We start from the raw sequence: 21,107 nt of genomic DNA on the forward strand, positions 1-21,107 counted from the left end.
CTTCCGCCAATGGGTGTCGATCGAAGTGACCCGCGGCCACTGCACCAGCAGGTCGCGCAGTCTCTGCGCCAGCAGATCCTGGGCCACGACCTGTCGCCCGGCACGCCCCTGCCGAGCGAGGCCGAACTGTGCGCCGCCTTCGGCGTCGGGCGCAGCGTGGTGCGCCAGGCGGTGGCCTCGCTGGCCGCCGACGGCCTGGTCATACGCCGGCAGGGCCGGCCGACGCTGGTGGCGTCGCCCGCGGAGTACCGGCGGCTGGTCCAGCGGGCGACCGGGCTGTTCGAGCAGTTCGCCGGCAGCGGGCAGGAGCTGCGTACGATCGTCCGCACCCTGCGCGCCGACACCCCGCCGCCCCGCGCCCAGGCGTTCCTGCATACCTCGGACACGCTGCGGCTCGAACGCCTTCGCCTCGCCGACGGCGACCCGCTCTCGTACGTACGCACCTGGCTGCCTGCCGCCCGGGTGCCGGGCCTGCGCGCCGAGTCGCTGACGGACGCGTCGCTGCACCGGCTGCTCACCGAGGAGTACGGCCTGCGCCCGGTCAGCGGACGCCGCCAGGTCCGCGCGGTGGCGGCCGACGACATGCTCGCGGAGGCGCTGGGGACGCAGCCGGGCGGCCCGCTGCTGCTGCTTGAGGGCGAGACCACCGACCAGCACGGGCGCGCGCTGGAGTGGTTCAGCACCTGGCACCGGGCCGACCGCGTGGTGTTCGACATCGACGTGTCCGAGACGACGGAGACGGTGAGCGTCAGCGCACTGGACGCCGCGCCGGACCCGCCCGGCCCACCCTCAGCGGCGGCACCGGCACCGGCCGACCTGGCCAGGGCCCGCGAACTCGCCGAGGAACTGCGGAGCCTGCTGGGCTGACCGCGCCCTCAGTGTGTGGAGGGCTCGGTGGCGATCTCCGTGCGATCGCCCGACCAGAGGGTGTGGAAGACGCCCTCTTCGTCGGTGCGCCGGTACGTGTGGGCTCCGAAGAAGTCCCGCTGGCCCTGGATGAGCGAGGCGGGGAGCCGCTCGGAGGCGAGTGAGTCGTAGTAGCTGAGCGCGGAGGCGAACCCGGGGACCGGGATGCCGGACAGGGCGGCCTTGGCGACGATGCGGCGCCAGGCCGCCTCGCCGTCGGCGACGGCCTTCGCGAAGTAGGGGTCTTCCAGGAGCGTCGTGATGCCGGCGTCGTTGTCGTACGCCTCGACGATGCGGTTGAGGAACTGCGCGCGGATGATGCAGCCGCCGCGCCAGATCCTGGCGACCGCGCCCTTGTCGATGGCCCAGCCGTATTCCTTCGCCCCGGCGATGATGGCGTCGAAGCCCTGTGCGTACGCGACGATCTTCGAGGCGTACAGGGCCTTGCGGACGTCGTCCTCGAAGCCGTCGCCCGCTTGCTGGATCTCGGGCCGTGAGGTGACGACCCGCCGTACGGCGGCCCGCTGGCCGGGCTTGGAGGACACCGCGCGGGCGAAGACCGCCTCGGCGATACCGCCGACCGGCACACCGAGGCCGACGGCGTTCTGCACCGTCCACACGCCGGTGCCCTTCGATCCGGCCTCGTCGAGGATCGAGTCGACCAGCGGGCCGCCGGTCTTCGCGTCACGCTGGCGCAGCACCTCGGCCGTGATCTCGATGAGGTAGCTCTCCAGCTCGCCCCCGTTCCACTCCTCGAACACGGCGGCGATGGCCTCGGGTTCGTGGCCGCCGACCCGGCGCAGCAGGTCGTAGGACTCGGCGATGAGCTGCATGTCGGCGTACTCGATGCCATTGTGGATCATCTTGACGAAGTGGCCCGCGCCGTCGGTGCCGACGTGGGTCACGCACGGCTCGCCCTCGGCGACGGCCGCGATCGAGGCGAGGATCGGGCCGAGGGTGCGGTAGGACTCCGCCGAGCCGCCCGGCATGATCGACGGGCCGTTGAGGGCGCCTTCCTCGCCGCCCGAGATGCCCGTGCCGACGAAGTGCAGGCCGCGCTCGCGCAGGTCGGCCTCGCGGCGGATGGTGTCGTGGAAGTTGGCGTTGCCGCCGTCCACGATGATGTCGCCCTCCTCGAAGAGGCCGGCGAGCTGGTCGATGACGGCGTCGGTGCCCTTGCCCGCCTGCACCATGATGATCGCGGTACGGGGCGTGGCGAGGGACGCCGCGAACTCCTCGATCGTCTTCGCCGGGATGAACCCGGCGTCGCCGTGCTCCGCCAGGAGTCTGTCGGTGCGCTCCGGGGAGCGGTTGTACACGGCGACGGTGTTGCCGTCGCGGCTCGCGAGGTTGCGCGCGAGGTTCGAGCCCATGACTGCGAGCCCGACGACTCCGATATTGGCCTGCCCTTGGGTCCCCACCTTGTTCTCCATTCCTGTCTCCGTCTCTGTCTCCGTCAATGATCTCCTGCTGGAGGTCAGCGTGCGGCTCGCTGATCGTAGGCTCGCTGGCGTGCCTGGATCTCGGGGGCGTGTGTGACGGTCCAGTCGTAGAGGTGGGCGAACGGCTCGCGCAGGGACTCGCCGAGCGGGGTCAGCGAGTATTCGACGCCGACCGGCGAGGTCGGCAGCACGCGGCGCTCGACCATCCCGTTGCGTTCGAGGCGGCGCAAGGTCTGCGTGAGGACGCGTTGTGTGACGCCGTCGAGGCGGCGCTTGATCTCGTTGAACCGGCGTGGTTCGGCCAGGACCGCCATCACCATCATCGACCATTTGTCGGCGATCTGATCGAGGATCGGCCGGCTGGGACAGTCGGACCGGAAGACGCCCTCAGATGTGGTCATGGCGGTATCCTCCACGATCCCTAGGATGCTCGAAGTGCGTTATTGACGCAGGTCAAAGCCGGTTTCACGGTAGGTATGCAACAGGAACCAGAATCCTGCCGGATACCTAGGAGACATGCTATGGGCCGTGACGGCTACCAGACCTTGCGGGTCAGCCGGAAGGACGGCGTCGCGTACGTCACGATCGACAACCCGCCGGTCAACGTCCTCAGCGTCGAAGTCATGGCCGACCTGCGGCGGTTGCTCGCCACGCTGGCCGGCGACGGCACCGTGCGCGTGATCGTGTTCGACAGCGCGGACCCGGACTTCTTCCTCGCGCACGTCGACATGACCGCCACTCCGGACGCCCTCGCCGGGCTCATGGCCGACCTGCCGGCCGGCGTCAACGTCTTCCAGGCGGTGGGGGAGCAGCTGCGCCGCCAGCCGCAGGTGACCATCGTCAAGCTTGCGGGTATGGCGCGCGGCGGGGGAGCCGAGTTCGTCGCGGCCGCGGACATGGCGTTCGCGGCGATCGGCACGGCCGGGCTCGGTCAGATCGAAGCCCTCATGGGCATCGTCCCCGGCGGCGGCGCCACGCAGTACCTCGCCGAGCGTGTCGGCCGTAACCGTGCCCTGGAGGTCGTGCTCGGCGCCGACCTGATGGACGCCGAGACCGCCGAGCGGTACGGCTGGGTCAACCGCGCCGTCCCCGCCGACCAGTTGGACGAGTTCGTAGACCGCCTCGCCGGCAACATCGCCGCGCTGCCCGACGGCGTCGTCGCGGCAGCCAAGCAGGCCATCGTCCCCCGCGATCATTCTGCCGGCCTGGCGCGGGAGAACGATGCCTGGGCCGGGCTCGTATTCCGCCCCGCCACAGCACAGCTCATGGGCGCCGGACTGGCAGGCGGCGCCCAGACCCGGGACGGCGAACGGGACCTCGAGGGGCTGTTCCGCGGTCTCGCCGGGTAGGGGCCTGCGCCCCGGCGCCGACCGACAGCCATTATGGCCTGTCCGGTCCATAACCGGTATCGTGACGGCATGGCCCGTCCTCGCAAGTTCGACGAAGAGCGCGTGGTCCTTGCTGTCCGCGATGAGTTCTGGGACAAGGGCTACGCGGCGACGTCCCTGGAGGACCTGCTGCGCGTCAGTGGGCTCGGCAAGGGCAGTCTGTACGGCGCGTTCGGAGACAAGCGCAGCCTGTTCCTGCGGGTGCTGCGTGACTACGACGACGCGAACCTGCTGAAGCTGCGCGAGCGCCTGGAGTCTGCGGCGCGAGGGATCGACGTGGTGCGCGAATTCGTGCTCGGCCCGGCCGCCGACCCCACCGGGGCGGTCGCGCGGCGCGGGTGCCTGCTGGCGAACAGCAGCGCCGAACTCGCCACCAGCACTCCGGAAGTGGCCGCCGAGGCCCGCCGCAGCTACGACGCGATCACCGGCATCCTCACCGAGGCGCTGGAGCGGGCCCGGCGTGAAGGCGACCTCGCCCCCGATGCGGACCCCGCCGAGACCGCCCGCGCCGTCCTCGTCGCCCAGCTCGGCCTCGTCGCCCTCGGGCGCACCGGCGTGGACATCGACAACCTCGCCGCGGCAGCGCAGTCGGCTCTGGCGCGACTTCTGCCCGCTCTCACGCCGCAGTAGCAGCCACCTGCCTGCTCGGCTCGGGTTGCGGAGTCGCTCCTTCCTGACCCTGTTCTTGACTGTTCGGTCCATTTCGGTGATGGTTGTTATTGACTTAACGGTCCATAACCATTGAGGAGGACGGCATGGCCGTCTTGGCAGGCAAGGTCGCAGTGATCACCGGAGGCGGCACCGGCATCGGGTTCGCCACGGCACGCGCGTTTCGCGAGGAAGGCGCCCAGGTGTTCATCACCGGTCGCCGCAAGGACGCCCTGGACGCCGCGGTCGCCGAGCTCGGCAGCGGCGTGACCGGCGTGGTGTGCGACGTTTCGGTGCCCGCAGAGCTCGACGCGCTCTATCAGTCCGTGCGTGAACAGGCTGGTGGTATCGACGTGTTGGTCGCGAACGCCGGCATCGGCATCGCTGCTCGGCTCGGCGAGGTGACGGAGGAGGTGGTCGACTCCGTGTTCGCCACCAACGTCAAGGGCACGATCTTCACGTTCCAGCAGGCACTGCCGCACCTGAATACCGGCGCCTCGGTGATCCTGACGGGCTCGGTCGCCACGACGCGGCCCGACGAGGGGCTTGAGATCTACGGGGCGTCGAAGGCCGCGGTGCGCAACCTCGCCCGTGGCTGGGCCCTGAGCTCGCGTGCCCGCGGCTTCCGCGTCAACGTCGTATCGCCGGGCGGCACCCGCACCCAGGGTCTGCTGGAGCTGGTCCCGGCCGAGGTGCTCAAGCAGGCCGAAAAGGCCATCCCCCTGGGCCGCCTCGCCGAGCCCGAGGAGATCGCCGCGGTGACGACATTCCTCGCCTCGGACGCGGCGAGCTTCGTCAACGGCGCCGAGTTCTTCGCCGATGGCGGGTACGCGCAGGTGTAGCGGATACGCGCAGGTATCAGGAGGTGACGGCTTCGACGATGTAGTACGGAGGGGTGAGGGGTGTGGTGTTCGAGCGTTTGAGTCCGGCTGCCGTGAAGAGGCGGTCGAGGTCGTCGTGGTTGCGTTCGCGGCCGGGCTGCAGGGTGAGCATGTTGACGTCCATCAGTGCGGCAGGGCCGGGACGGGAGACCGGGCCGATCAGCATGTCGACGACAACGACTCGTCCGCCGGGCCGCATTGCCTGCCTGCACCGCTCGAGGAGCCGGGCGCAGGCGGTGTCGTCCCAGTCGTGGAGGACGAACTTCAGCAGGTAGATGTCGGCTTCCGGGACCGATTCGAAGAAGTCGCCTGCCTGGGCGGTGCACCGCCCGTGCAGCGAGCTGGCTTCGATGTGCGCGCGGGCGGAGTCCACCACGTGGGGAAGCTCGAAGAGGATGCCGGTGGTCCCGGGATGTCCGTCGAGCATGGAGAGCACGAATGCCCCGGTGGCGCCGCCGAGATCGACGATCGTCTCACCGGGACCGGCGGCGATCTCCGGGACTGCCTCCCGGATGATCGGGAGCGACAGTTCGGTGATGCCCTGGGTGAAAAGCTCGCCTTCCTCAGGGGTGTCGCTGAAGTACTCCCACAGGGGTTGCCCGAGGGTCTCCACCGCCTGGTCTTTTCCGGTGCGTACCGCGTCGGGCAGGGTGCCCCACAGCCGCCAGTGTCCGGGGGCGCCCCAGACGATCGCGAGGTTGCGCAGGGAGTCGGCCGCGTCGGTGCGGAGCCGGTCGAGCAAGGGCGTGGCGGTGAACCGGCCGGAGGCATCGTCGTAGGCGGCCAGGCCGGTCCCGACGGCCCCGCGCATGAGCCGGAATGTCGTCTCCGGGTGGGTGCCGGCGGCCTCGGCGATCTCGTCGGGTGTGCGCGGAGCTTCGTGCAGCAGGTCGGGGACCCGCATTTCGGCGAGGGTCCGTGCTATCTGGCTGACCCACTGGGCGGTGATGATCGACATCATCGCTTCCTGGTCGCCGGTCTTGTAGTCGTTCACAGGGTATTCCTCAGGTGGCTGAAGCTACTGGAAGTCGCATCCGGGATTGGGGGCGTCCTCGGAGAGGGGGGCGCCGTGCGGGAGGACGTAGAGGACCTCCAGAACGACGTCCGTGGAGCCGAGGTTGCGGCCGATGTGGACATGGTCGGAGCCGGCCGGTTCCTTCAGCGTGCTGCCGGTCTTGTACACACCGTCCGAGGCACAACTGGCGTCAAAGTGACTCAACGTCCCCTGCCTGACGGCCCCATAGAGAGGGCCGTCGTGGTAATGCCAGCCGGTGGCCTGACCCGGCGGGATGGTGACCTCGCGCAGGATGTAGTCCTTACCCCCGACGGTGACCTGCGAGATGATCTTTCCGGTGACTCCCGGGCCACCGGGGGTTGCGTAAGCGACCGTCCCTCCGGTCAGCGACATCCCCGCGAGCAGCGCGCCAGTGGCGATGAATCCGGCTGTCCTGCGCATCGTTCTCTCTTTCACTTCGGAAGCGGCGTGGCGGTGAAGATGTGCTGGGGGTCGTAGGACTGCTTGGCCGCGAGCAGGCGTGCCGCGTGGGAGCCGTAGGCGTGCGCGACCTGGTCGTGCTGGTCCGGAAGGAGGAAGTTGGGGTAGCCGCCGGGCAGGGCGTGCGGTTCCAGTGCCGTCCTGACGCCTTCGGCCCAATTCCCGTACGCACCGGCGTCCTCGTCCGGTCCGCGGCCGGCGGAGATCTCGACGACGATGTGGCCGGTGCGCAGGCCGAAGGCGGTGTCGTCGGCGCCGACGCGGGTGGCGGCGCCGTGGAACTGGCGTAGTCCGATCCCCGCTCCCGGCCCGGGGCGGGCCTCCGCGGAGGCGACGAGAAGGTCGGTGATGTCGGGCGTCAGCGCGGCGATGGTGCGGGTGCGCAGGTCCCAGTGCATCCCTCGGGGTACGTGCTGGTCGAACTGCGCCAGCAACTCCTTCTGCGTGGTCGGGCCGACCGTGCTGCTGATCGGGGTGCCGAGCCGCAGGACGCCGTCGATGGCGGCGTCGGCGTGCCGTCGCTCGCCCGACCAGACGGGCACGGCGAGCAGGCACGGCCCGATGTCGGGGACGAAGGTCAATTCGAGCAGGACGGTCAGCCCTTCGGCCGCGCTCGCGGTCAGCTCCGCGTACCGGGCCAGCACCTTCGCCGCTTCGTCCCAGGGGAACAGGACCATGCCGCCGACAAGCCCGCGATCGGGGTGGAGGCGGACGCGCATCGACGTCACCACCCCGAAGTTCCCCCCGCCGCCGCGCAGCGCCCACAGCAGTTCGGGGTCGTCGTCGGTCGAGACGAGCCGGCCGTCGGCGAGTACGACCTCGGCGCCGAGCAGGTTGTCGGCGGCCAGTCCTGCCGTGCCCAGCAAGAGGCCATAGCCCCCACCGAGGGAGAGCCCGGCCATGCCGACCACCCCGGCGGTCCCGGTAGCGACGTTCGCGCCGTGCGCCGCGGCGGCCCCGACCACGTCACCGGCCAGGCTGCCGCCGCCGATCACGGCAATGTCCCGTTCGACCCGCACCGTACGCATCTCGCCCAGGTCGATGACCAGGCCTCCCTCGCGCAAGGCCCGGCCGGCCCAGTCGTGACCACCGCCACGCACCGACAGCCCGAAGCCGGACTCCCGCGCCGCGGTCACCGCCGCGGCGGCCTCCGCGCCTGTACGCGGCCGTACGGTCAGAGCCGGCCGCGTGGTCACCGCGCCGTTCCAGAGCGCCGCTGCGCCGGCATACGCCGGATCTCCCGGCCGGTGCACACGTTCGGCCCCTAAGCGCTCCTGGAGACGACGGGCCAGTTCGGCTGCGGCATGTGCAGAGGACATGGAGCTGTTTCCCTCCTGACTGTGCGATCGTTCATGGCAACTACGGTTGCCCAGCCGTAGTTGATCTGCCAGGGACTGTCTGTACCAGGCAGGGGGGAGGAGACGGCATGGCGCGGCAGGAACTCGCCCGCTTCCTGCGGAACCGCCGGGCGGGGCTGCGGCCGCACGAGGCCGGGCTGACGCCGGCGGGCACCGACCGCCGTACGCCGGGCCTGCGCCGCGAGGAGGTGGCCGAGCTCGCCCACATGTCGGTCGACTACTACACGCGGCTGGAGCAGGCCCGCGGACCGCGGCCCTCGCCCCGGATCCTGGACGCACTGGCCAGGGCCCTGCGGTTGACGCCGGTGGAGCGCAGCCACCTGTTCCACCTGGCGGGCTCGAGCGCGTCGCCCGGCCGCCACGCCGTGCCCCGGCTGCGCCCGCACGTGGCCCGGATGCTCGAACGGCTGCCGGAGACCGGCGCCATCGTCACCGACGCGTTATACGGCGTCGTCGCCTGGAATCCCCTGGCCCAGACGCTGCTCGGCGGCGACCTCGGGGCCGGGACGACGAACCTGGCCCGGCGCCGCTTTCTGGGCCAGGGGCGGGTGTACGGCTGCTCCGGCGACGAGGAGGCGGACATCGTTGTCGCGCGGCTGCGCCGGACCGCCGAGCGTTACCCGCACGACCCGCAGGTGACCGCTCTGCTGGCCGATCTGCATGCCGGCAGCGAAGAGTTCCGGCAGATCTGGCAGACCCACCCGGTCTACGCCCCCGGGCACCGCGCCAAGATCCTCGACCACCCGGAAGCCGGCATCCTGCGACTGAACTGCGACATCCTGCTCGTACCCGAAGACGACCAGGAAGTCGCCCTGATCACAGCCGACCCCGGATCGCCTACGGAGCGGGTCCTGCACCGGCTCCGCCGGACGCAGCCGCAGCGTCACCGGCGGGCCTGAATGTTCCCCTGAGAGTCCTGACCGCGGCCGGTCGGGAAACGTAGGGTGTCCCGGAGCCGGGAGTCGTGTGCGGGGAGATGGCAGTGGAGGTCGGGGCGGGGGAGCCCGAAGCGGTAGGCGGCGAAGCGGTAGGCAGCGCAGCGGTGGGCGGCTATGTGCTGGAGCGGCGCCTTGGCTCCGGCGGGATGGGCACCGTCCATCTGGGCAGGTCGGCGTCCGGGCGGCGGGTCGCGGTCAAGGTTGTGCATGAGGATCTGGCTGCGGATCCCGCCTTCCGGGAGCGGTTCCGGCGGGAAGTGGTGGCGGCGCGGCGGGTGTCGGGGGCGTTTACGGCGCCGGTGGTGGATGCGGATTCGGAGGCCGGGCGGCCGTGGATGGCCACGTTGTATGTCGCTGGGCGGTCGTTGTCGGAGCGGGTTGCGGAGGAGGGGCCGGTCGGCGGGGCGGACCTTCGGCGGCTGGCGCTCGGGCTTGCCGAGGCGCTGGTGGATATCCATCGGGTCGGTCTGGTGCATCGGGATCTCAAGCCCGGCAATGTGCTGCTCGACGAGGCCGATGGCAGTCCCAAGGTGATCGACTTCGGCATCGCCCGGGCGGTCGATACCGCTGGGCTGACGGCGACCGGCCAGGTTGTCGGCACGCCGCCGTTCATGTCCCCGGAGCAGCTGACCCGGCCGGAGGAGCTGACGGGGGCTTCGGATGTCTTCTCGCTGGGGGCGCTGCTGGCGTACGCGGCCACCGGGCGCAGCCCGTTCGAGGCGGCCAGCCCGCACCTGGTGGCGTATCGCGTCGTGCATGAGGCGCCCGACCTCGAGGGCGTGCCGCAGGAGCTGCGCCGCGTGCTCGAACCCTGCCTGGCCAAGGAGCCGCAGGAACGGCCGACGCCCGCCCAACTGCTGGACCGCCTCCAGCGGATGCTGGAGCTCCCCGCGCCCCAGCCCTCACCCCAGCCCGCGCCCACCGCAGCGCTGCCCACGACCGTGGCGCCGAGGCGGCGCGGCCGCCGCGTCGCGCTGATCGCCCTGTCCCTGCTGCTCCTGGCGGGCGGCACGGTCGGCGCCGTCGTCGGCATGGGCCTGCCGGAGGGCGGGGAGCAGCCGGTGGTGCCGGCCGCGCGGGAAGCCGCGGGCTGGCGGCCCTGGATGGCGAAGTTCCCGCACCGGCAGCAGGGCGATGACACCGGCACCGCCAACGCCTGCGAGCTCCCGGCCACCGGACCGCGAAACCGCCTGGTCTGCTCCGGCACCCAGAACGGCGGCGGTTGGCTCGACGCGCGTACGGGGGAGAAGCTCCCGGACTCCGAGCCGCCCGACCGCGCCGACTTCGGCCACCGCGGCGGCCTGACCTACGTCAAGACCGGCGAGGCCGGGGACGACGGCGTACGTGCCGTGGACTCCCGTACCCGCAAGGAGCGTTGGAAGCACGACATCAGCGGCACCGCGGTCCTCACCCGGGACGGCGTCGTCGCCCATGAGCGGATGCCGTACCGCACGGAGGAGGAAGAGGAAGGCCCCACCATCGTCGAGTCGGACCCCGGCGGCGATCTTGTCGTACGGGACCCGGAGACCGGCAAGGAGCGCTTCCGGCTGCCGCCGCCCGGCGGAAAGGACGGCAAGGGCTGCCTCCCCTTCGCCGTCGGCGACCTGACGTACGCGACCTGCGGCCCCGCGGACGCGGTCTATGACGTACAGCCGGACAACCCCAACGGCCCGCGGCCCGTGCTGTACCGCCTGGACCGCGAGAAGGAGAAGCTCGACCGGGTCGGCACCCTGCCGAAGGGTCGCCTACTCGGCCGCGACGGCGGCGATCTCCTCTACCTCCCGGTCAGCGAGATCCCGTCCTACGAGCCGGGCGCCAAGCCGCCCAAGGAGATCGTTCGCATGGACGCCCGCAGCGGCGAGCAGCGGCGCGTCGAGCTCCCGGACGGGCTGGGGCTGGACCCGCATGCCTACGAGGCCGCCGGCGACCTGTACATCCTGCGGCGCGAGCGCGGCGAGGTGACGTCCGTCGACGCGCGCACCGGCGAGGTCCGCTGGAAGCGCCGTACGACGCTCACCGGACTGTCCGCGCCCACGGTGTCCGTGCGCCGCGACGAGGCGTACTTCGCCGACCGCCAGGGCCGGCTGGTCGCGCTCGACCGCGAGACCGGCGAGGAGCGCTGGCGTGCGGAGACGCCGCGGTCTGGGGGCGGCGGTGCCGCCTCCATCGAGTTGGTACGGGACGTGCTGGTGGTCTCCGCAGGGAACACCGTCTTCTCGGTCAGCCCGGACGACCCGCGGGCAACGCCCGTACGCCACAAGGCCGGTGAGGGAGAGGAGGAGGGCCGATGACGGGCCCGGAGACGGTCGGCGGCTATCTGCTGGAGCGGCGCCTTGGCTCCGGCGGGATGGGCACGGTCCATCTGGGCAGGTCGGCGTCCGGGCGGCGGCTGGCGGTGAAGGTCGTGCACAGTGCCTTCGCCGAGGATCCCGCGTTCCGGGAGCGGTTCCGGCGGGAAGTGGTGGCGGCGCGGCGGGTGTCGGGGGCGTTTACGGCGTCGGTGGTGGATGCGGATCCGGAGGCTGGGCGGCCGTGGATGGCCACGTTGTACGTGGCTGGGCGGTCGTTGTCGGAGCGGGTTGCGGAGGGTGGTCCGGTCGGCGGCCCGGAGTTTCGGGGGCTGGCGCTCGGGCTTGCTGAAGCGTTGGTGGATATTCATCGGGCTGGTCTGGTGCATCGGGACCTCAAGCCGGGCAATGTGCTGCTCGACGAGGCCGATGGCAGTCCCAAGGTGATCGACTTCGGCATCGCCCGGGCTGTGGACGTCGGCGGGCTGACCGCAACGGGGCAGATCTTCGGCACGCCGCCGTTCATGTCCCCGGAGCAGCTGACCTCCGGGGAGGTCGATGCCCTCTCGGACGTCTTCTCGCTGGGGTCGCTGCTGGCGTACGCGGCCACCGGGCACAGCCCGTTCGAGGCGACCAGCCCGCACCTGGCGGCGTACCGCGTCGTGCATGAGGCGCCCGACCTCGAGGGCGTGCCGCAGGAGCTGCGCCGCGTCCTCGAACCCTGCCTGGCGAAAGACCCGCGGGAACGCCCGGGCGCCGAGGAGCTGCTGCACGCCCTCCGCGACAACACCGCCCCGCGGCCCGGCGCCTCGGGCCCGCCGACACCGGTACCGGGAGCACCCCGCGCTCCGGCGGTCGAGGACCGTCCCACCACCCCGCTCGGCGCCCCTGCCCGCCGCCCGCGTCGCCGCCGCGCCGCACTGATCGCCCTGTCCCTGCTGCTCCTGGCCGGCGGCACCACCGGCGCCGTGATCAAGTTCGGCCTCGCGGACGGTGCGGGGGCGGAGGACTGGCGGCCCTGGCAGACGACGTTCTCCGGCGGAAAGGCGTCGACCGTCTCCTTCGGCTGCACCGATGCGGGGCGCGGGCAACTGCAGTGCTCCGGCGGCGGCTTCACCGGCGAGACGCTCAACGCCGGCGACGGCAGCCCGGTCAAGGACGCGGCGGACGGCAGCCCGCTCTGGAACGACGGGCGGTGGCAGTACCGGGGCGACATCGGACGGCGCGACGGCCTCGTCTTCACCCGCTCCGAGGACGGCAAGGGCGACGACGGCCGCTCCGTGATCCGCGCCGTGGACGACCGCACCCGCAAGGAGCGCTGGTCGCACGACATCGTCGACGGCGCCGCCGCACTGACCGGGGACGGCGTGATCGGCACCCAGTGGAAGAAGGCGGACCGCGATACCGCCACGGTCGGCCCGGGCGGCGATCTGACCGTCTGGGACCCGGAGTCCGGCAAGGAGGAGGCGCGCATCGAGACGCCGGACGACCGCTGGTGCCGGCCGGTCGCGGCGTCCTCGCGGACGTACGTCCTCTGCGACGACATGGACAGGACCGGCGGCGCGCTCCCGATGGAGACGAAGGTGTACGGCCTCGATGCGAAGAAGGAAAAGCTGACGGAGACGGCGACGCTCAAGAACGACGCGGAGTCGCCCCGTGGCTTTCCCGGCTACGAGGCCGTACACGACGGCGACCTGCTCTTCGTCCCCGAGGCCGCCGAGGGCGAGGAGTACACCGCGGTCCACAAGGAGCTGCTGCGCGTCGACGGCCGCACCGGGAAGCTGCGCCGCATCGAGCTGCCGTCCGACCTCCCGGGCAACAGCGCCCCGTCCCTCTCCGGCGGCACGCTCTTCTTCACCACCCGCTCGGGCGAGGTCACCGCCGTCGACCCGGACACGGGCAAGCGCCGCTGGCAGGCCACCAGCCCCTTCGGCCGCCTCTCGGCGCCGGCCGCCTCTCCGTCCCGGGGCGAGGTCTACTTCACCGACGGATACGGCCGGCTGCTGGTCCGGGACCGGACCTCGGGCAAGGAGCTGCGGCGCTCCGAGACCCGGCGTACGGAGCTCGAACGCGGCGAGACCCTCGACCTCTTCGCCACCGTCCGGCTGACGGATGGCATTCTGGTGGTCGCCGCGGGCAAGACCGTCTTCTCGGTGGCCCCGGACGACCTCGATGCCAAGCCGCAGGACCGGCACACCGTCCGTACGGACTGAGCCGCGCACCTGCGGATCATCGCTGCCGAAGGGGGTTACGGGCCGGGCGTCAGCAATGCCTGCACGCCCGGGGCGTAACACCTGACCGCTTCCTCCACCGCCGTGGTGCGGATCGCGGGGCCGCGGGCGATGCCGTGCATGACGCCCAGGCCGATCAGGGTGGCGATCGCCAGCTCGGCGCGGAGAGCGCGGTCTTCGCCGGTGAGGCGGGTGGTCAGGTGGTCGATTACCTGGGTGCGGAAGTTGATTCGCAGGGTCTCGCCGTCTTCGCCGTGCAGGGGGGCGAAGGCGATCCGGAGGAGCGGGTCGGCGCCTTGTTCGCGCTGGCCGAGCAGGATGTGGCGGATCATGTGGGCGCCGAGTTCGTCGAGGGGGGCGTCCAGGAGGGCGTCGGCGTCTGTTTCGAAGGACATCACCGCGGTGAATACGGCGTGTTTGTTGCCGAAGTACTTCAGGACCAGGGGGGAGCTCACTCCGGCCCGTTCGGCGATTTCCTTCAGGGTGATGTCGGCTTGTGGGCGACGGGCCAGGAGGTAGCGGGCGGCGCGGAGGATGGTCGTCTTCGTGGCCTCGGCGTCGCGGCGGGCGGGGGCGGGCGTGGTCACACCGGTCATGATCCCTCGTCGGCGGTCTTGTGGCTGGTGGTGGCGGGGGTGGCGGAGGTGGAGGGGGCCGCGGTGGTAGTGGGAGCGTCCCGATCCCGCGGTATTGCCACCGCCGCGGCGCACCCGACCAACGCAATCGCCCCAGCCATGCCGAACGCCAGCAGATACCCATGCAACGTAGCCACCGGCGCCCCACCCACCACACTCGTATGGTGCACCAGCACCGCCGCCACAGCCGCACTCGACGTGGCCTGACCGATCGTGCGCATCAGCACATTCACGCCGTTCGCAGACGCCGTCTGCGCCACCGGCACCGCCCGCAGGATCAGCGTCGGCAGCGCCGAGTAGGCCAGCGTCGTGCCGGTCGACACCACCGTGGCGCCTACGATGATCATCACCAGGTCGCGGCTGTCCGCGATGCGCAGCCCGTAACCGCCCGCGATCACCGCGGCTCCCAGCGCCAGCGTGACCCGCGGACCCCGAGCCGCGGAGATACGGGCCGACACCGGCGAGAACAGCAGCATCGTGACGCCGCCGGGCAGCAGGCACAGCCCCGTCGCGACGATCGAGAGCTCGAGTCCGTAACCAGTCGCCTTCGGCGCCTGGACCAGCTGCGCCGTCACCAGCGAATTCGCGAAGAAGGCGAAGCCGATCAGCAGCGCGGACACGTGCGGCAGCCCCACCCCCGGCCGGACCGCCAGCCGCAGGTCCACCAGCGGGGCCTTGGCGCGCAGTTGCTGCCACGACCACAGCGTCAGCACCACGGCCGCGCCGCTGAACAGGCCGAGCACCCGCCCGCTGGTCCACCCCCACTGCCCGCCCTGCGACACGCCCAGCAGCAGGCAGACGAGGCCGGCGGCCAGGCCGAGCGTTCCCGTTACGTCGAAGCGGCCCGGCTCGCGCACCGGCGACTCCCGTACCGCCCACGCAACCCCCGCCACGCCCGCGGCGCCGAGCGCGCTGGTCAGCCAGAACATCACGTGCCAGTCGGCGTACTGCACCACCAGCGCCGCCAGCGGCAGCCCAAGCGCCGCGCCGATCCCCACTGTCGAGCTCATCATCGCCACCGCCGACCCGCGCCGCTCCGGCGGCAGTTCGTCCCGGAGGATGCTGATGGACAGCGGCACCACGGCGGCCGCGGCGCCCTGCAGCGCCCGCGCGGTGATCAGTACGGCGATGTCGGAGGACAGCGCGCACATCACCGAGCCGATGGTCATCAGCGCGAGGGCGGAGGTGAGTACGCGCTTCTTGCCGTACATGTCGCCGGCCCGGCCCAGCACGGGGGTGAGCACGGCGCCGGAGAGGAGCGTCGCGGTCACCATCCAGGACACCGCGCCGGCCGAGGAGCCGGTGAGTTTCGGCAGGTCGGGGAGGAGCGGTACGACGACGGTCTGCATGACCGCCATCAGGATTCCGCCGAACGCCAGCGCCGGGACGGTGAGCCGGCCTCGGAGGCCGGTCGGGCTCGGGCCGGGTATCGCGGGTGGCTCCTGCATGCGTGTGGGCTCCACGAATCGGGGTGAATTTCTATTCACCCTACCAAGTGAATAGAAATTAACCTACGCATCCGTCGCCGCGCATCAGGCGGTTTTCCGGCCTCGGTACCGCCCCTGATAGCCTGCCCGGCATGTCTGCAGCTTCGTGTGCGGCCGCTTGTGCCGCAGTGACCAGGGCGTCCCGCTAGCGGCGGGACGTTCGACTCACACTCTCCAACCTGGGCGTCCAGCCGCTTCGTGATCTGACCGGAGCGGCACGTTCGTGCTGCTCGGAGCTTTCTCTGAGCGACGGAGCATTTGATGCTTTTCCCTGCCCGCGCATGGCTGGTGCTGTGCGCGCTGTCCATGCTGCAGTTCTTCATCGCGGTCGACGTGACCGTGGTCAACATCGCCCTGCCCTCGATCGGCGCCGGCTTCGACGTCGACGGGCACACCCTGACCTGGGTCGTGGTCGGGTACACGGTCACCGGCGGCGGGCTGCTCATGCTCGGCGGCCGGCTGGGCGACCTGCTCGGGCGGCGGCGCGTGCTGTTGCTCGGCACCGGCCTGTTCGGCGCCGCTTCCCTGCTGGCCGGCCTGGCCCCCTCCTTCGCCTGGCTGGTGGGTGCGCGCCTGCTGCAGGGCGCCGGTGAGGCCATCGCGCTGCCTGCCGCGATGGCCACCATCGTCCTGCTGTTCCCCGAAGGCCCGCGCCGGTCGCGGGCGCTGAGCGTGTGGGCCGCGGTGGCCAGCTGCGGTCTCGTACTCGGATTCGTCCTGTCCGGAGTCATCACCGCCCACCTGGGATGGCGGTGGATCTTCCTGATCTCGGTTCCGTTCATCCTGGTCGTGCTGCTGGCGGCCGTCTTCCTGGTCGAGGGCGACCGGCGGGCGCCCGCGGCCAAGGGCGCCGCGTCGCTGGACCTTCCCGGCGCGCTGCTGCTGACCGCCTGCCCGCTGCTGTTCACCTTCGGCGTGGTCGAGGCCGGTGAACCAGGAACGCCCGCATGGGTGGTGCCGGCGGCGCTCGCCGCGGCGGTGGCGGCCGGGGCCGGTTTCGTACGGGTCGAGGCCCGCTCGCGCAACCCGCTGCTGCCGCTGCGCTTCTTCGCCAACCGCACGCGGGTGGCGGCCAACCTGGCCACGATGCTGCTGAGCGGGGGGCTGTCGACCTCGTTCCTGCTGTTCACCTTCTATCTGCAGGACCGGTTGGGCATCGGCCCGCTCGGTGCGGGGCTGACGATGCTGCCGCTGGCGGTCTCACTGATCGGGTTCTCCGTGCTCGTGCCGCGGCTGCTGGGCCGCTGGGGAGCACGCGCGTGCGTGCTGGCCGGCATCGGGTTCACCGCGGCCGCGATGGCCGCGATCGCGCTCGTTTCGGCTCTGGAGGCGGGTGGCCTGGCGATGGTCCCGGCCATGCTCCTGATCGCGGCCGGGATGGGGTTCGGGCTGGTGGGCCTGCAGTACCTCGCGGTCAGCGGTGTCACCGAGGACGACGCCGGCGTCGCCTCCGGCGTGCAGCGCGCGGCCGACCAACTGGGCGGTGCGACCGGGGTGGCGATCTGCGTCGGAATCGGCTTCGCCCCGTCCCTCCACTCCCTCGACGCCTTCCTGGTCGCCACCCTGCTGGCCGCCGTGGGGCTCCTGGCAGGCGCGGTCGTGGCCTGGCGCATGCCCAGGCCGCTTCCGTAACGGACGGGCCTGGTCAGGGTTTCCGGGCGACGCCCGCATAGATGCCGATGTCGTTGAAGCGCGCCGGAGGTGTGGTGTCCGGGCGCCAGAAGGGGACTTGGGTCAGGCCGGGGTCCACCAGGGTGAAGCCGTCGAAGAACGGCTCGATCTCGGCGCGGGTGCGGAGGTTCAGGCCCGCGGAGGCCTTGTTGTAGACGGCCTGGGCGTCGCGGCGGTCGGCGAAGTCGCCGGTGGCGTGCGAGAGGACCAGGAAGCTGCCGGGCGGCAGGGCGTCGCGCAGGGTGGCGACGACCTGCCGCGGCTGGTCCGCTTCGGTGAGGAAGTGGAGGACGGCCAGGAGGATGAGGGCGACCGGCTCGTCGAAGTCGAGTACCCGGCGGACGTCCGGGTGGTCCAGGATGGCCTGCGGATCGCGCAGGTCGGCGAGCACGACGCTGGTCGCGCCGGAGCCGGTGAGCAGTGCGTCGGCATGCGCCCTGACGATCGGGTCGTTGTCGACGTACACCACCCGCACATCCGGCGCCGTCTCGTGGGCGGTCTCGTGGATGTTCGGCGCGGTGGGGAGTCCGGTGCCGATGTCGAGGATCTGGCGGATGCCGCTGCCCACCACGTAGCGGACGGCGCGCTGCAGGAAGGCGCGGTTGGCGCGCAGGCCGATCCGCGCTTCGGGGGCGGCCGCGGCGAGCTCCTCGCCGGCTTGGCGGTCGACGTCGTAGTGGTCCTTGCCGCCCAGCAGATAGTCGTAGATCCGCGCAGGGTGCGGCCTGCTGATGTCAATGTTCCCAAGGCCGCGCTCATTTGATGTCACGCCGGGCTCCTCTCCACGACCGCCACAGTAATCAGTGACGGGCGAACTGGAGCCCGGTCTGCTGGATCACATCCGGCCGCACCGCCATCCCGTCGACCACCAGCCGCTGACCGTATATATCGGTGAGCCTGACCGGGCCGCCGCAGCCGCCGCCGGTGGGGGAGAGGAAGTAGTTGTATTCGGTACGGGCCAGCCGCCGCCAGCCCTGTCCGTTACGTACCTCCAGGCGGGCGAGGGGATTGCGGTGGCCGATCGCCTGTATCCCGCACCAGTGGCTCGACGACCCCGGCTTGTAGCGGATCGCGATCGTGTCCCGCGCGCCCGGGCTGAGCAGCCGCCAGGTGACCGCGATCCGGCCCGTGACCGGGTCGGCGAGCTCGGCGAAGGCCTGCTTGCTCAGGTCGAGTTGGCCGGGGGCGCATGGCAGCGGGCATTCGTTGGTGATCAGGACGGTGACAGTGGCGCCACTCGCCGCCCGTACGAGGATGTGCGCCCCGCACGCCCGCGAGGTCTCGTAGTCGGCGTGGTTCATCGCCGCGGTCAGGACGGTGTCGCTGGGGCCGTACGAGCACGCGCCGTTGCCGTCGGCGGCGTCGTAGTGGGTGGCCACGCCCTCGTAGGCGACGCCGGGGCGGATACGGCCGGCGGCCGGTGCCGCGTTCGCCCGCGGGGTGCGGGTGGGGGAGGTCCGCGGAGCCGGGCTCCGCGGCGTCGCGGACGGGCGGCGGGACGGGTTCGGCTGCCCGGTGGTGGGCGCCGAGGGGGACGGCGGCTGGGAGCGGGGTGGTGCCGTCGATTCGGTGGCGGCGGCCCCGGCCGCCGGGCGCTGGGTAGCTGCCTCGCGGCCGGGCAGCAGGGCGACGGTCAGGCAGATCAGTACACCTGCCGTGATGAGCAGCACCAGCGGCGGGCCGGTCCATGCCCCGCGCCCGTGGCTCCGTGCGGCCTGCTGTGTCGTCGTCATGCCCATCCGTCCGGCGGGTCGAGCCGATGTGTCATCACCGAGTCGCCGCGGCGGGGAGACATGGTTGCCGTCGGGGGCGGTGCCGTGCAACGGCGGCGTCACAGTTGCGAATTGGAGCGCGTGGAATCGGAGGTTCCCCCTTCAAGAGCGGCATCGGCTACGCCAGGATGTGCGCATGACGAACCATGGGGGACAGGAAGAGGCCGCCCGCCACGCTCAGCAACAACAGGGATACCCGCAACAGCCGCCGCCGCCAGGCGAGTTCGGGCAGGCCCCGTACGAGCCCAACGCGCCGACCGAGCAGGCCGCGGCCCCACACCAGCCCGTACCACCGCACCAGCCAGGCCCCCCGCCCCACGCCGGCTCCGCGCCCCAGGCGCAGACCCCGCCGTCGGCCCCGGTGCCGACGCAGGTCGTACCGCAGGAGGCGCCCGCGCCCGGGACCGGGCGGCTGATCGCCGGGCGTTACCGGCTGCTCGCCAAGCTCGGGCACGGCGGGATGGGGACCGTGTGGCGGGCCAAGGACGAGACGGTCGACCGGGAGGTGGCGGTCAAGGAGCCCCGGGTGCCGGACCATCTCACCGAGCGGGAGCGGGAGAAGGCGTTCGAGCGGATGCGGCGCGAGGCGCGCGCCGCGGCCGGGCTCGATCATCCCGCGGTGGTCAGCGTCCATGACGTGGCCGTCGAGGACGGGCAGCCGTGGATCATCATGGAGTTCGTGCAGGGGCGTTCGCTCGGGGACGTACTGCAGGAGGGCACCGTCGGCGCGGTCGAGGCCGCGCGCATCGGCGTCGAGGTGCTGGGCGCGCTCGAGGCCGCGCATGCGGCGGGCATCCTGCACCGGGACGTAAAGCCCGACAACATCATGCTCGGGCGGCATGAGCGCGTCGTCCTCACCGACTTCGGGATCGCGCAGATCGAGGGCGAGACGTCGCTGACCGACACCGGCGGGTTCGTCGGGTCGCCCGAGTTCATCGCGCCCGAGCGGGTGCTCGGGCAGCGGCCGGGGCCCGCGTCCGACCTGTGGTCGCTGGGCGTGGTCCTGTACGCGGCGACCGAGGGGGTCTCGCCGTTCCGCCGCAACAACACGCCCGCGACCCTGCAGTCCGTACTCTCCGCCGAGCCGCAGACCCCGGCGCGCGCCGCCGGGCCGCTGGCCGGCGTGATCATGCAGCTGCTGCGCAAGGACCCGGCGGCCCGCCCGGACGCGGCCGAGGTGCGCCGGGCGCTGCAGGCGGTGGCGGCGCCGGCGCCCACGATGGCGTACGACCCGGGGCTGGGGACTCGGCCCACGGTGGCCGGCAATCAATTCGTGCCGCCGGTGCTGGCCGGCAGCCGCAAGCGGCAGTACGGCTTCCTCGCCGGACTCGTCGCGGTGGTGGTGGCGCTGGTGCTGATCTTCGCGAACCCGTTCGGCGGCGGCGGGCTGCCGGAGGGCTGGGAGGTCCGGCCCGAGCCGGAGGCGCTGGAGGCCAAGGTCCCGGTGCCGACGGACTACAAGCGCGAGGTGAGCACCACCAACGACGGCCTGATCAATTACCACGACCCGAGCGCGGTCTTCACGATCATGGTCGAGCGGTACGACACCGCGGACGATACCGACGCGATCAAGCCCACCGGTGCGGCGTGGGCCGAGCACTACCGCAAGGGCGGCGACAACGGTACGGACATCAAGAACGCGAGGGTGAATCAGGAGAAGGTGACAGTCGACGGCAAGAAGGGCTGGCTGACCACCGTCGACTACGTGCCGTACAGCAGCACCGAGGACGATTCGTACCGGTATCGCTGGCAGGAGCTGCTGGTGCCGGACGGCTCCAAGTACTGGCGGGTGCGGGTGTCGATGCCCGCCGAGGGATGGGCGGCACCCGAGGGGCAGCAGGTGTACGAGCACGTGCGCGAGGGTCTCCAGCTCGGCTGAGCAGGCGCCGGCGGGGCCCTGGCCTCCCGAAATTGCGTGGAGAAAAAGCGGCGGATGGGGAAGCATCCGGGCGGACCGATGAGTTATG

Annotated in this window: 18 protein-coding genes; 9 read left to right on the forward strand and 9 right to left on the reverse strand. The window is 71.6% G+C overall.

All coding sequences use genetic code 11. The features are described from left to right. Nucleotides 1–9 precede the first annotated feature (9 nt). Nucleotides 10–867: a GntR family transcriptional regulator gene (locus ACNNMR_RS30120; protein ID WP_419997823.1), complete on the forward strand. Its 858-nt coding sequence runs from the start codon at nt 10–12 to the stop codon at nt 865–867. Between the two features lie 8 nt (nt 868–875). Here ACNNMR_RS30120 and gndA read toward each other — a convergent pair whose 3' ends face one another. Both gndA and ACNNMR_RS30130 read right to left on the reverse strand, forming a co-directional pair. Next, nucleotides 876–2,339 carry an NADP-dependent phosphogluconate dehydrogenase gene (gene gndA, locus ACNNMR_RS30125; protein ID WP_419997824.1) on the reverse strand — a complete coding sequence of 488 codons (1,464 nt, stop codon included), beginning with the start codon at nt 2,337–2,339 and terminating at the stop codon, nt 876–878. Nucleotides 2,340–2,383: 44 nt separating this feature from the next. Further along, on the reverse strand, nt 2,384–2,749 hold the full coding sequence (locus ACNNMR_RS30130; protein WP_420000532.1) for a winged helix-turn-helix transcriptional regulator: 366 nt from the start codon (nt 2,747–2,749) through the stop codon (nt 2,384–2,386). A gap of 120 nt (nt 2,750–2,869) precedes the next feature. Here ACNNMR_RS30130 and ACNNMR_RS30135 point away from each other — a divergent pair, with 120 nt between their 5' ends. From ACNNMR_RS30135 to ACNNMR_RS30145, 3 genes are all read left to right on the forward strand, one after another. After that, nucleotides 2,870–3,697, forward strand: a complete 828-nt coding sequence (locus ACNNMR_RS30135) for an enoyl-CoA hydratase/isomerase family protein (RefSeq protein WP_419997825.1) — start codon at nt 2,870–2,872, stop codon at nt 3,695–3,697. A 69-nt stretch (nt 3,698–3,766) separates the two neighbouring features. Then, nucleotides 3,767–4,366, forward strand: a complete 600-nt coding sequence (locus ACNNMR_RS30140; RefSeq protein ID WP_419997826.1) for a TetR/AcrR family transcriptional regulator — start codon at nt 3,767–3,769, stop codon at nt 4,364–4,366. 125 nt (nt 4,367–4,491) lie between these two features. Then, nucleotides 4,492–5,226, forward strand: coding sequence for an SDR family NAD(P)-dependent oxidoreductase (locus ACNNMR_RS30145; RefSeq protein WP_419997827.1), 735 nt, complete (start codon nt 4,492–4,494; stop codon nt 5,224–5,226). A gap of 16 nt (nt 5,227–5,242) precedes the next feature. Here the strand turns inward: ACNNMR_RS30145 and ACNNMR_RS30150 are convergent, their stop codons facing one another. From ACNNMR_RS30150 to ACNNMR_RS30160, 3 genes are read right to left on the reverse strand one after another with little or no spacing between them, the layout of a single operon-like run. Then, nucleotides 5,243–6,259 carry a methyltransferase gene (locus tag ACNNMR_RS30150; protein ID WP_419997828.1) on the reverse strand — a complete coding sequence of 339 codons (1,017 nt, stop codon included), beginning with the start codon at nt 6,257–6,259 and terminating at the stop codon, nt 5,243–5,245. A 24-nt stretch (nt 6,260–6,283) separates the two neighbouring features. After that, a complete protein-coding gene (locus ACNNMR_RS30155) occupies nt 6,284–6,721 on the reverse strand; it encodes a cupin domain-containing protein (RefSeq protein WP_419997829.1) in 438 nt (145 codons plus the stop codon). An 11-nt stretch (nt 6,722–6,732) separates the two neighbouring features. Next, nucleotides 6,733–8,079 (reverse strand): FAD-binding oxidoreductase, encoded by a 1,347-nt coding sequence (locus tag ACNNMR_RS30160; RefSeq protein ID WP_419997830.1) that lies wholly within the window; start codon nt 8,077–8,079, stop codon nt 6,733–6,735. A 107-nt stretch (nt 8,080–8,186) separates the two neighbouring features. Between ACNNMR_RS30160 and ACNNMR_RS30165 the strand changes: the two genes are divergently transcribed. The 3 genes from ACNNMR_RS30165 (at nt 8,187) to ACNNMR_RS30175 (ending at nt 13,557) form a co-directional block, all read left to right on the forward strand. After that, nucleotides 8,187–9,017, forward strand: a complete 831-nt coding sequence (locus ACNNMR_RS30165) for a helix-turn-helix transcriptional regulator (RefSeq protein ID WP_419997831.1) — start codon at nt 8,187–8,189, stop codon at nt 9,015–9,017. 77 nt (nt 9,018–9,094) lie between these two features. Continuing rightward, entirely contained in the window at nt 9,095–11,347 is a 2,253-nt protein-coding gene (locus tag ACNNMR_RS30170) for a protein kinase domain-containing protein (protein ID WP_419997832.1), read from the forward strand. After that, the gene (locus ACNNMR_RS30175) at nt 11,344–13,557 is read left to right on the forward strand and encodes a protein kinase domain-containing protein (RefSeq protein WP_419997833.1); all 2,214 of its coding nucleotides are present in this window, start codon (nt 11,344–11,346) and stop codon (nt 13,555–13,557) included. Before ACNNMR_RS30170 ends, ACNNMR_RS30175 begins: the two co-directional genes overlap by 4 nt. Nucleotides 13,558–13,592: 35 nt before the next feature. On the opposite strand, the gene ACNNMR_RS30180 is transcribed toward ACNNMR_RS30175, so the two are convergent. Both ACNNMR_RS30180 and ACNNMR_RS30185 read right to left on the reverse strand, forming a co-directional pair. After that, nucleotides 13,593–14,171 (reverse strand): TetR family transcriptional regulator, encoded by a 579-nt coding sequence (locus tag ACNNMR_RS30180; protein ID WP_419997834.1) that lies wholly within the window; start codon nt 14,169–14,171, stop codon nt 13,593–13,595. Continuing rightward, nucleotides 14,168–15,658: an MFS transporter gene (locus ACNNMR_RS30185; RefSeq protein WP_419997835.1), complete on the reverse strand. Its 1,491-nt coding sequence runs from the start codon at nt 15,656–15,658 to the stop codon at nt 14,168–14,170. The genes ACNNMR_RS30180 and ACNNMR_RS30185 overlap by 4 nt, the downstream gene beginning before the upstream one ends. 339 nt (nt 15,659–15,997) lie before the next feature. On the opposite strand from ACNNMR_RS30185, the gene ACNNMR_RS30190 reads away from it, so the two are divergent. Beyond that, nucleotides 15,998–17,329, forward strand: coding sequence for an MFS transporter (locus ACNNMR_RS30190; RefSeq protein WP_420000533.1), 1,332 nt, complete (start codon nt 15,998–16,000; stop codon nt 17,327–17,329). A gap of 13 nt (nt 17,330–17,342) precedes the next feature. On the opposite strand, the gene ACNNMR_RS30195 is transcribed toward ACNNMR_RS30190, so the two are convergent. Then, a complete protein-coding gene (locus tag ACNNMR_RS30195; RefSeq protein ID WP_419997836.1) occupies nt 17,343–18,137 on the reverse strand; it encodes an SAM-dependent methyltransferase in 795 nt (264 codons plus the stop codon). Nucleotides 18,138–18,168: 31 nt separating this feature from the next. Then, entirely contained in the window at nt 18,169–19,101 is a 933-nt protein-coding gene (locus ACNNMR_RS30200; protein WP_419997837.1) for an expansin EXLX1 family cellulose-binding protein, read from the reverse strand. 175 nt (nt 19,102–19,276) lie between these two features. Between ACNNMR_RS30200 and ACNNMR_RS30205 the strand changes: the two genes are divergently transcribed. Continuing rightward, a complete protein-coding gene (locus ACNNMR_RS30205) occupies nt 19,277–21,019 on the forward strand; it encodes a serine/threonine-protein kinase (protein WP_419997838.1) in 1,743 nt (580 codons plus the stop codon). Nucleotides 21,020–21,107 lie beyond the last annotated feature (88 nt).

It is taken from the genome of Streptomyces boninensis (genome assembly GCF_048572725.1).
Taxonomy (GTDB): domain Bacteria; phylum Actinomycetota; class Actinomycetes; order Streptomycetales; family Streptomycetaceae; genus Streptomyces; species Streptomyces boninensis.